A 10,108-nucleotide genomic window follows, 5' to 3' on the forward strand; every position below is an offset into this window, starting at 1 on the left:
GTGTGGACCATTTGCCGCCGCACCGGGCCGCCATGGTAGCCCAAAACAACAACGATACACAAAAACAGAAACCTTACCGGGAGGGGAATGATGTCTCAGACAGCCAAAGTGCTGCTGCTGTATGCCCATCCGGAATCTCAGGACTCGGTGGCGAACCGGGTACTGCTTAAGCCGGCGACACAGCTCAGCAACGTCACAGTGCACGATCTCTACGCGCACTATCCTGATTTCTTTATTGATATTCCCCATGAGCAAGAACTCCTGCGTCAGCATGATGTGATTGTCTTCCAGCATCCGCTTTATACCTATAGCTGCCCGGCGCTGCTGAAAGAGTGGCTGGACCGCGTGCTCAGCCGGGGTTTCTCCAGCGGCGTGGGGGGCAATCAGCTGGCGGGAAAGTACTGGCGGAACGTGATCACTACTGGCGAGCCAGAGAGCGCCTACCGTCACGATGGGCTTAACCGTTATCCCATGAGCGACATTCTGCGGCCTTTTGAGCTAACGGCGGCCATGTGCCATATGCACTGGCTTAGTCCGATTATTATCTACTGGGCGCGTCGGCAGCAGCCGCAAACGCTGGCAAGCCATGCCAAAGCCTATGGCGACTGGCTGGCTGACCCCCTGCCGACGGGAGGCCGCTGATGGAAGGTTCCGATCTGTTATTGGCAGGCGTTTTATTCTTATTTGCGGCGGTGGTCGCCGTGCCGCTGGCCGCGCGGCTGGGTATTGGTGCGGTGCTGGGTTATCTGCTGGCCGGCATCGCCATTGGCCCCTGGGGGCTAGGCTTCATTAGCGATGTCGATGAAATTCTGCATTTCTCCGAGCTTGGCGTCGTATTCCTGATGTTTATCATCGGCCTTGAACTCAACCCGGCGAAGTTGTGGCAATTGCGGCGCTCGATTTTTGGTGTGGGCGCAGCCCAGGTGCTCTGTAGCGCAGCGGTGCTGGGTGGCCTGTTGATGCTGACCGATTTCTCCTGGCAGGCTGCGGTCATCGGCGGCATTGGCCTGGCCATGTCCTCCACGGCGATGGCATTGCAGCTTATGCGTGAAAAAGGGATGAACCGTAACGAGGCCGGGCAGCTGGGCTTCTCGGTGTTGCTCTTTCAGGACCTGGCGGTGATTCCGGCGCTGGCGCTGGTACCGCTGCTGGCCGGCTCCGGCGATGATCATTTCGACTGGATGAAGGTTGGCATGAAAGTGCTGGCGTTTATTGGCATGTTGATTGGTGGACGCTATCTGCTGCGGCCGGTATTTCGCTTTATTGCCGCGTCCGGCGTGCGCGAAGTCTTTACCGCCGCCACGCTGCTGCTGGTATTAGGCTCGGCCCTGTTTATGGATGCCCTGGGGCTGTCTATGGCGCTGGGCACCTTTATTGCCGGGGTGCTGCTGGCGGAGAGCGAGTATCGCCACGAACTGGAGATGGCCATCGATCCGTTTAAGGGCTTGCTGCTGGGGTTGTTCTTTATCTCCGTGGGCATGGCGCTGAATCTGGGGGTGCTCTATACCCATCTGCTGCTGGTCGTGGTAGGCGTAGCCTTACTGGTGGCAGTAAAAACCCTGGTGCTCTATTTGCTTGCGCGAATCTATGGCCTGCGCAATTCTGAAAGAATGCAGTTTGCTGGCGTATTAAGCCAGGGCGGTGAGTTCGCTTTTGTGCTCTTCTCCACAGCATCTTCCCAGCGTTTGTTCCAGCATGATCAGATGGCGCTGCTGCTGGTGACCGTGACCTTATCGATGATGACCACGCCTCTGCTGATGAAATTGATCGATAGACGACTTTCGCGGCAGTTTAATCCTTCTGAGGATGAAGACGAGACACCATGGGTCGAAGACGATAAACCGCAGGTGATCGTGGTGGGCTTTGGGCGATTTGGTCAGGTGATTGGGCGTCTGTTGATGGCGAATAAGATGCGGATCACCGTGCTCGAGCGCGACATTAGCGCGGTGAATTTGATGCGCAAATATGGCTATAAGGTCTATTACGGTGATGCGACTCAGGTTGAGCTGTTGCGTTCTGCCGGGGCTGAAGCGGCGGAATCCATTGTGATTACTTGTAATGAGCCTGAAGACACCATGAAGCTGGTGGAGATTTGCCAGCAGCATTTTCCGCATCTGCATATTCTGGCCCGCGCGCGGGGTCGCGTAGAGGCCCATGAGCTACTACAGGCGGGGGTAAAACAGTTCTCCCGCGAGACCTTCTCCAGTGCGCTGGAGTTGGGGCGCAAAACGCTGGTTACCCTCGGCATGCACCCGCATCAGGCCCAGCGCGCGCAACTGCATTTTCGTCGTCTGGATATGCGTATGCTGCGTGAACTGATGCCAGTGCATACCGACACGGTGCAAATCTCCCGCGCACGGGAAGCCCGGCGTGAACTGGAAGAGATTTTTCAGCGTGAGATGCAGCAGGAACGGCGCCAACTGGACGGCTGGGATGAATTTGAATAAAGGGTAACGAAAGATGGCTGTACGTAAACGCTTTATCGCGGGCGCAAAATGCCCATCCTGCCAGACGCAAGACACGCTGGCGATGTGGCGCGAGAATAATATTGATATCGTTGAGTGTGTTAAGTGCGGCCACCAGATGCGCGAGGCTGACAAAGAGGCCCGCGATCACGTTCGCAAAGAAGAGCAAGTGATCGGCATTTTCCATCCGGACTAGCGATATGCCCCGAGTTTTTTTAAGCTAAAGGGTACACAGGTGCAGATTTCCGTTACAATCTGCGCCAGCAATTTTCCCACGCTCAGGAGATATCATGAAAGTAGCAAAAGACCTGGTGGTCAGCCTGGCCTATCAGGTACGTACAGAAGACGGTGTATTGGTTGATGAGTCTCCGGTGAGTGCGCCGCTGGACTACCTGCATGGTCACGGTTCCCTGATCTCCGGCCTGGAAACCGCGCTGGACGGTCATGAAGTCGGCGATAAATTCGATGTTGCTGTTGGCGCAAACGACGCTTACGGTCAGTACGATGAGAATCTGGTTCAGCGTGTTCCTAAAGATGTATTTATGGGCGTTGACGAGCTGCAGGTTGGCATGCGCTTCCTGGCAGAAACCGACCAGGGTCCAGTACCAGTTGAAATCACCGAAGTTGAAGACGACCACGTTGTTGTTGATGGCAACCACATGCTGGCTGGCCAGAACCTGAAGTTCAACGTTGAAGTTGTTGCGATCCGCGAAGCGACCGAAGAAGAGCTGGCTCATGGCCACGTTCACGGTGCGCACGGTCATGACCACGATCATGATCACGGTCACGACGGCTGCTGCGGTGGCCACGGCCACGATCACGACCATGGTCACGACCACGGTAAAGGTGGTTGCGGTAACGGCGGCTGCGGTTGCCACTAATACCTTGCAGGTAATAAAAAAGCGGGATTATCCCGCTTTTTTTACGCCTCAATAATGAGGAGGGGGGGTCTCTTCAGACTGGGAAGCAATATGGGAAGGCTGGGTCGCCTTGATCTTTTCAGTCAGCAAGCGTAGCAGGTCGCGCAATTTTGCCATTTCAAGTTCGTGTGCCGTGACCGTCTGGTTCAGCTCTTCGATGGTGATCTCCTGAAAAGCCAGCCGACTTTCCAGCTCCGCCAGTCTCGCTTCCATTGTTGTATCCTGCATGATTCACCTCGTTGTTCAGTCTGGCGCAGAATATTAACTGACTTTGGTCCGGTTCGCAGTAATCATGCTGCGAGTAAGAAACTAATTTAAACAAAAATAGTCTGAAAAGAATCGAGTTTCGGGGGAGTCTGTCTGTAGATTTCTTCCGCAACGTTTTATAGTACGCAACTCATTTACATTTAACACTGGGGTGAGAGGCCCTGGTCCCTGGAGATATGGATGAAATCACTGTTTAAAGTAACGCTGCTGGCAACCACTATGGCTGTCGCGCTGAATGCACCGCTGTCTTTCGCTGCAGATACCGCTGCGAAACCAGCTGCTGCTGCAGACAGCAAAGCGGCGTTCAAAAATGACGACCAGAAATCAGCCTATGCGCTCGGAGCATCTCTGGGTCGTTATATGGAAAACTCTCTCAAAGAGCAGGAAAAACTGGGCATCAAACTGGATCAGGCGCAGCTGATTGCCGGTGTTCAGGACGCCTTTGCTGATAAGAGCAAACTGTCCGATCAGGAAATTGAACAAACTCTCCAGGCTTTTGAAGCGCGTGTGAAAGGCGCTGCACAAGAGAAGATGGAAAAAGATTCAGCCGAGAACGAAACCAAAGGTAAAGCCTATCGTGACACCTTTGCGAAAGAGAAGGGCGTAAAAACCTCTTCTACCGGCCTGGTCTACAAAGTTGAGAAAGAAGGTACCGGCGACGCACCTAAAGACAGCGACACCGTGGTCGTTAACTACAAAGGTACTCTGATCGACGGTAAAGAGTTTGATAACTCTTACACCCGTGGCGAACCGCTCTCCTTCCGTCTGGATGGTGTTATCCCTGGCTGGACAGAAGGCCTGAAAAACATCAAGAAAGGCGGCAAAATCAAGCTGGTCATCCCACCGGATCTGGCTTACGGTAAAACCGGCGTTCCGGGTATTCCGGCTAACTCTACGCTGGTCTTTGACGTAGAGCTGCTGGACATCAAACCCGCACCGAAGGCGGATGCCAAGCCTGAAGCTGCAGCAGATGCCAAAGCTGCAGACGCAGCGAAGAAATAAAACTGCGAAACCCGCCGCCTTCCAGGCGGCGGTTTTTTTTATTCCGGGGCAGAGTCAATTAACACTGGAAAGCCTTACCTACGCTGTATTAATTTAGTTGTCCGTGTAAATGATGAGCCTGCCCTGAAAACCTACCGACAGGCTCCTGAAAAGGAGTGTTTTTTTCATGACCAGGTCGCTTTTAACCAACGAAACCAGTGAGCTCGATCTGCTGGATCAGCGTCCTTTCGATCAGACCGATTTCGATATTCTGAAATCCTACGAGGCGGTAGTGGACGGGTTAGCGATGCTCATTGGGTCCCACTGCGAAATCGTATTGCACTCCCTGCAAGATCTGAAATGTTCTGCCATCCGCATTGCTAATGGTGAGCATACCGGCCGTAAAATTGGATCGCCAATCACCGACCTTGCACTGCGTATGCTGCACGACATGACCGGCGCGGACAGTAGCGTCTCCAAATGCTATTTCACACGCGCCAAAAGCGGCGTGCTGATGAAGTCGGTCACTATCGCTATCCGTAACCGCGAACAGCGCGTCATTGGTTTGCTCTGTATCAACATGAACCTTGACGTTCCGTTCTCGCAAATCATGAACACCTTTATTCCGCCGGAAACGCCTGACGTGGGCTCTTCCGTTAACTTCGCCTCGTCCGTTGAAGATCTCGTCACCCAGACGCTGGAATTCACCATCGAAGAGGTTAATGCCGATCGCAATGTTTCTAACAATGCTAAAAATCGCCAGATCGTGCTCAATCTCTACGAGAAAGGCATCTTCGACATTAAAGATGCGATTAACCAGGTTGCGGATCGCCTGAATATCTCCAAACACACGGTGTACCTCTACATCCGTCAGTTCAAAAGCGGCGACTTTGTGGGACAAGAGAAGTAATGCGTTTTGCGTTGATGGTGACCGGCCCGGCTTATGGCACTCAGCAGGCAAGCAGCGCGCTGCAGTTTGCCCGCGCACTTCTGGAAGCCGGCCATGAGCTCATAAGTGTGTTTTTCTATCGTGAAGGCGTCTATAACGCTAACCAGCTCACTTCGCCTGCCAGCGATGAGTTTGATCTGGTGCGTGCCTGGCAAGCCCTACATCAACAGTCCGGTGTCGCGCTACATATTTGTGTGGCTGCGGCGTTGCGCCGTGGTATTGCCGACGCCACAGAAGCCGAACGTCTGGGCCTGGCAGGCGCCAATCTGCAGCCTGGGTTCACTCTCAGCGGATTAGGCGCCCTGGCGCAAGCCGCATTAACCTGCGACCGCATGGTGCAATTCTGATGAATCGCGTGGCTTTTGTTTTTACTTCCGCTCCGCATGGCAATGCTGCTGGCAGGGAAGGGCTGGATGCACTGCTTGCCACTTCCGCACTGACGGAGGAGATTGGCGTCTTCTTTATTGGCGACGGTGTATTTCAACTTCTCGCCGGACAGCAGCCCCAGACGATATTGATGCGCGACTATATCGCCACGTTTAAGGTACTGCCTCTCTATGATATCGAGACCTTCTGGATCTGTTTCACGTCAATGCGAGAGCGCGGGCTGGACGACGAGACGCCGCTGGTTCTGGATGCGACACGGCTGACATCCGACCGCTTACGCGAAGAACTTTCTCATTACGATACCGTGTTAACCTTCTGAGGCCGCCATGCTCCATACTCTGAGCCGTTCACCCTGGCAGTGCGACATTGACGGATTACTGAGAATGTTGCGCGACGGCGATGCTCTGTTGCTAATTCAGGACGGCGTATTGGCCGCAATTGCAGGCAGTCGTTACGTTGAAAATATCACTAACGCCCCCATTAAGGTCTATGCGCTCAAAGATGACCTTGACGCGCGAGGGCTGGCTGGTCAAATTTCAACCAAAATTGACGTAGTTGGCTATACTGATTTCGTTGATCTTGCAGTTACGCATACCAGTCAAATGAACTGGTGATTTGAGATCGCTGTATATTTCTTGACACCTTTTCGACGTAGCCCTAAAATTTCGCGTCCTCATATTGTATGAGGTCGTTTTATTACGTGTTTACGAAGCAAAAGCTAAAACCAGGAGCTATTTAATGGCAACAGTTAACCAGCTGGTACGCAAACCACGCGCTCGCAAAGTTGCAAAAAGCAACGTGCCTGCGCTGGAAGCCTGCCCGCAGAAACGTGGCGTATGTACTCGTGTATATACCACCACTCCTAAGAAACCAAACTCCGCACTGCGTAAAGTATGCCGTGTGCGTTTGACTAACGGTTTTGAAGTGACTTCCTACATCGGTGGTGAAGGTCACAACCTGCAGGAGCACTCCGTGATCCTGATCCGTGGCGGTCGTGTTAAAGACCTTCCGGGTGTTCGTTACCACACCGTTCGTGGTGCGCTCGACTGCTCTGGTGTTAAAGACCGTAAGCAGGCTCGCTCCAAGTACGGCGTGAAGCGTCCTAAGGCTTAATGGTTCTCCGTTAAGTAAGGCCAAACTGATTTATCTTAATGTCACACTAAACTCTTAGAGTTTTGGACAATCCTGAATTAACAACGGAGTATTCCCATGCCACGTCGTCGCGTCATTGGTCAGCGTAAAATCCTTCCAGATCCGAAATTCGGATCAGAACTGCTGGCAAAATTTGTAAATATCCTGATGGTAGATGGTAAAAAATCTACTGCAGAAGCAATCGTATACAGCGCGCTTGAGACCCTGGCTCAGCGTTCTGGTAAAAATGAACTGGAAGCTTTCGAAGTCGCTCTCGACAACGTTCGCCCAACTGTAGAAGTTAAGTCCCGCCGCGTTGGTGGTTCTACTTATCAGGTTCCAGTTGAAGTTCGTCCGGTTCGTCGTAATGCTCTGGCAATGCGTTGGATCGTTGAAGCTGCTCGTAAACGCGGTGATAAATCCATGGCTCTGCGTCTGGCGAACGAACTTTCTGATGCTGCAGACAACAAAGGTACTGCAGTTAAGAAACGTGAAGACGTTCACCGTATGGCAGAAGCCAACAAGGCGTTCGCACACTACCGTTGGTAATCCCTTCGGAGTCGTAGTCACCAGGCGGGCGCTTCAGAGAAGCCGCCCGCTCTGGGTAACTTAACTGAACGCCTAAAGAAACAAACGAGGAATCAAATGGCTCGTACAACACCCATCGCACGCTACCGTAACATCGGTATCAGTGCGCACATCGACGCCGGTAAAACCACCACTACCGAACGTATTCTGTTCTACACCGGTGTAAACCACAAAATCGGTGAAGTTCATGACGGCGCAGCTACCATGGACTGGATGGAGCAGGAGCAGGAACGTGGTATCACCATCACTTCCGCTGCGACTACTGCATTCTGGTCTGGTATGGCTAAGCAGTATGAACCGCATCGCGTAAACATCATCGACACCCCGGGCCACGTTGACTTCACTATCGAAGTAGAACGTTCCATGCGTGTTCTTGATGGTGCAGTAATGGTTTACTGCGCAGTTGGTGGTGTTCAGCCACAGTCTGAGACCGTATGGCGTCAGGCTAACAAATATAAAGTTCCACGCATCGCGTTCGTTAACAAAATGGACCGTATGGGTGCTAACTTCCTGAAAGTTGTTGGTCAGATCAAATCCCGTCTGGGCGCGAACCCTGTTCCGCTGCAGCTGGCAATTGGTGCTGAAGAAGGTTTCACCGGTGTTGTTGACCTGGTGAAAATGAAAGCCATCAACTGGAACGAAGCAGATGCAGGCGTGACCTTCGAATACGAAGATATCCCGGCTGATATGCAGGACCTGGCTGACGAATGGCACCAGAACCTGATCGAATCCGCAGCTGAAGCATCTGAAGAGCTGATGGAGAAATACCTGGGTGGTGAAGAACTGACTGAAGAAGAGATCAAAAAAGCTCTGCGTCAGCGCGTTCTGAACAACGAAATCATCCTGGTAACCTGCGGTTCTGCGTTCAAGAACAAAGGTGTTCAGGCAATGCTGGATGCGGTAATTGATTACCTGCCATCCCCAGTAGACGTTCCTGCGATCAACGGTATCCTGGACGACGGTAAAGATACTCCGGCTGAGCGTCACGCAAGTGATGACGAGCCGTTCTCTGCACTGGCGTTCAAAATCGCTACCGACCCGTTCGTGGGTAACCTGACGTTCTTCCGCGTGTACTCTGGTGTGGTTAACTCCGGTGACACCATCCTGAACTCCGTGAAAGCAGCTCGTGAGCGTTTCGGCCGTATCGTACAGATGCACGCTAACAAACGTGAAGAGATCAAAGAAGTTCGCGCGGGCGATATCGCTGCGGCTATCGGTCTGAAAGACGTGACCACCGGTGACACCCTGTGTAACCCGGATCACCCGATCATTCTGGAGCGTATGGAATTCCCTGAGCCGGTAATCTCCATCGCCGTTGAACCTAAAACCAAAGCTGACCAGGAAAAAATGGGTCTGGCTCTGGGCCGTCTGGCGAAAGAAGACCCGTCCTTCCGCGTATGGACTGACGAAGAATCTAACCAGACCATCATCGCTGGTATGGGTGAACTTCACCTGGATATCATCGTTGACCGTATGAAGCGTGAATTCAACGTTGAAGCGAACGTAGGTAAACCTCAGGTTGCTTACCGTGAAGCGATTCGTTCTAAAGTTACCGATATCGAAGGTAAACACGCTAAGCAGTCTGGTGGTCGCGGTCAGTACGGTCACGTTGTGATCGACATGTACCCACTGGAGCCGGGCTCTAATCCGAAAGGTTACGAGTTCATCAACGACATCAAAGGTGGTGTAATTCCTGGCGAATACATCCCTGCCGTTGATAAAGGCATCCAGGAGCAGCTGAAGTCTGGTCCGCTGGCAGGTTACCCGGTAGTAGACATTGGTATCCGTCTGCACTTCGGTTCTTACCACGACGTTGACTCCTCTGAACTGGCGTTTAAACTGGCTGCTTCTCTTGCCTTTAAAGATGGCTTTAAGAAAGCGAAACCAGTTCTGCTTGAGCCAATCATGAAGGTTGAAGTAGAAACTCCGGAAGAGAACACCGGTGACGTTATCGGTGACTTGAGCCGTCGTCGCGGTATGCTGCGTGGTCAAGAATCCGAAGTGACTGGCGTTAAGATCCACGCTGAAGTTCCGCTGTCTGAAATGTTCGGATATGCAACTCAGCTGCGTTCTCTGACCAAAGGTCGTGCATCATACACCATGGAATTCCTGAAGTATGATGATGCACCGAACAACGTTGCTCAGGCCGTTATCGAAGCCCGTGGTAAATAATCCACAGGATTAAAACCTAAGTCCCGTGCTCTCTCCAGAGGGGAGAGCACTATAGTAAGGAATATAGCCGTGTCTAAAGAAAAATTTGAACGTACAAAACCGCACGTCAACGTTGGTACTATCGGCCACGTTGACCACGGTAAAACTACTCTGACCGCTGCAATCACTACCGTACTGGCTAAAACCTACGGCGGTGCTGCTCGTGCATTCGACCAGATCGATAACGCGCCAGAAGAAAAAGCGCGTGG

Annotated in this window: 14 protein-coding genes; 13 read left to right on the forward strand and 1 reads right to left on the reverse strand. The window is 52.6% G+C overall.

The window, feature by feature from the left end:
* Window positions 1–87: 87 nt before the first annotated feature.
* The 4 genes from kefG (at window position 88) to slyD (ending at window position 3,346) form a co-directional block, all read left to right on the forward strand.
* Window positions 88–642 (forward strand): glutathione-regulated potassium-efflux system ancillary protein KefG, encoded by a 555-nt coding sequence (kefG, locus tag B3B59_RS16805; protein ID WP_040078337.1) that lies wholly within the window; start codon window positions 88–90, stop codon window positions 640–642.
* A complete protein-coding gene (gene kefB, locus B3B59_RS16810) occupies window positions 642–2,447 on the forward strand; it encodes a glutathione-regulated potassium-efflux system protein KefB (RefSeq protein WP_286809584.1) in 1,806 nt (601 codons plus the stop codon). Before kefG ends, kefB begins: the two co-directional genes overlap by 1 nt.
* Before the next feature lie 13 nt (window positions 2,448–2,460).
* Entirely contained in the window at window positions 2,461–2,661 is a 201-nt protein-coding gene (locus B3B59_RS16815) for a YheV family putative zinc ribbon protein (protein ID WP_286809585.1), read from the forward strand.
* A 94-nt stretch (window positions 2,662–2,755) separates the two neighbouring features.
* Window positions 2,756–3,346: a peptidylprolyl isomerase gene (gene slyD / locus B3B59_RS16820; protein WP_040078341.1), complete on the forward strand. Its 591-nt coding sequence runs from the start codon at window positions 2,756–2,758 to the stop codon at window positions 3,344–3,346.
* A 48-nt stretch (window positions 3,347–3,394) separates the two neighbouring features.
* Here slyD and B3B59_RS16825 read toward each other — a convergent pair whose 3' ends face one another.
* A complete protein-coding gene (locus B3B59_RS16825; protein ID WP_040078342.1) occupies window positions 3,395–3,613 on the reverse strand; it encodes a protein SlyX in 219 nt (72 codons plus the stop codon).
* Between the two features lie 219 nt (window positions 3,614–3,832).
* Between B3B59_RS16825 and fkpA the strand changes: the two genes are divergently transcribed.
* From fkpA to B3B59_RS16870, 9 genes are all read left to right on the forward strand, one after another.
* Window positions 3,833–4,654: an FKBP-type peptidyl-prolyl cis-trans isomerase gene (gene fkpA / locus B3B59_RS16830; protein WP_040078343.1), complete on the forward strand. Its 822-nt coding sequence runs from the start codon at window positions 3,833–3,835 to the stop codon at window positions 4,652–4,654.
* Window positions 4,655–4,820: 166 nt separating this feature from the next.
* Window positions 4,821–5,543 (forward strand): helix-turn-helix transcriptional regulator, encoded by a 723-nt coding sequence (locus tag B3B59_RS16835; RefSeq protein WP_040078344.1) that lies wholly within the window; start codon window positions 4,821–4,823, stop codon window positions 5,541–5,543.
* Entirely contained in the window at window positions 5,543–5,929 is a 387-nt protein-coding gene (gene tusD / locus B3B59_RS16840; protein ID WP_286809586.1) for a sulfurtransferase complex subunit TusD, read from the forward strand. Before B3B59_RS16835 ends, tusD begins: the two co-directional genes overlap by 1 nt.
* Window positions 5,929–6,288, forward strand: a complete 360-nt coding sequence (gene tusC, locus B3B59_RS16845; protein WP_286809587.1) for a sulfurtransferase complex subunit TusC — start codon at window positions 5,929–5,931, stop codon at window positions 6,286–6,288. The genes tusD and tusC overlap by 1 nt, the downstream gene beginning before the upstream one ends.
* Before the next feature lie 7 nt (window positions 6,289–6,295).
* Window positions 6,296–6,583 carry a sulfurtransferase complex subunit TusB gene (gene tusB, locus B3B59_RS16850; protein WP_046886731.1) on the forward strand — a complete coding sequence of 96 codons (288 nt, stop codon included), beginning with the start codon at window positions 6,296–6,298 and terminating at the stop codon, window positions 6,581–6,583.
* Window positions 6,584–6,707: 124 nt separating this feature from the next.
* Window positions 6,708–7,082, forward strand: coding sequence for a 30S ribosomal protein S12 (gene rpsL, locus B3B59_RS16855; RefSeq protein WP_000246815.1), 375 nt, complete (start codon window positions 6,708–6,710; stop codon window positions 7,080–7,082).
* 96 nt (window positions 7,083–7,178) lie between these two features.
* On the forward strand, window positions 7,179–7,649 hold the full coding sequence (rpsG, locus tag B3B59_RS16860; protein ID WP_004106370.1) for a 30S ribosomal protein S7: 471 nt from the start codon (window positions 7,179–7,181) through the stop codon (window positions 7,647–7,649).
* Between the two features lie 96 nt (window positions 7,650–7,745).
* Window positions 7,746–9,860 carry an elongation factor G gene (gene fusA / locus B3B59_RS16865; protein WP_212478431.1) on the forward strand — a complete coding sequence of 705 codons (2,115 nt, stop codon included), beginning with the start codon at window positions 7,746–7,748 and terminating at the stop codon, window positions 9,858–9,860.
* Between the two features lie 69 nt (window positions 9,861–9,929).
* Window positions 9,930–10,108 (forward strand): GTP-binding protein (locus B3B59_RS16870; RefSeq protein WP_023994387.1); only part of this gene is annotated, 179 nt, incomplete at its 3' end.

Origin of the sequence: Leclercia sp. UBA2479, from assembly GCF_002341985.1 — a bacterium.
GTDB classification, from domain to species: Bacteria; Pseudomonadota; Gammaproteobacteria; order Enterobacterales; family Enterobacteriaceae; genus Enterobacter; species Enterobacter pneumoniae.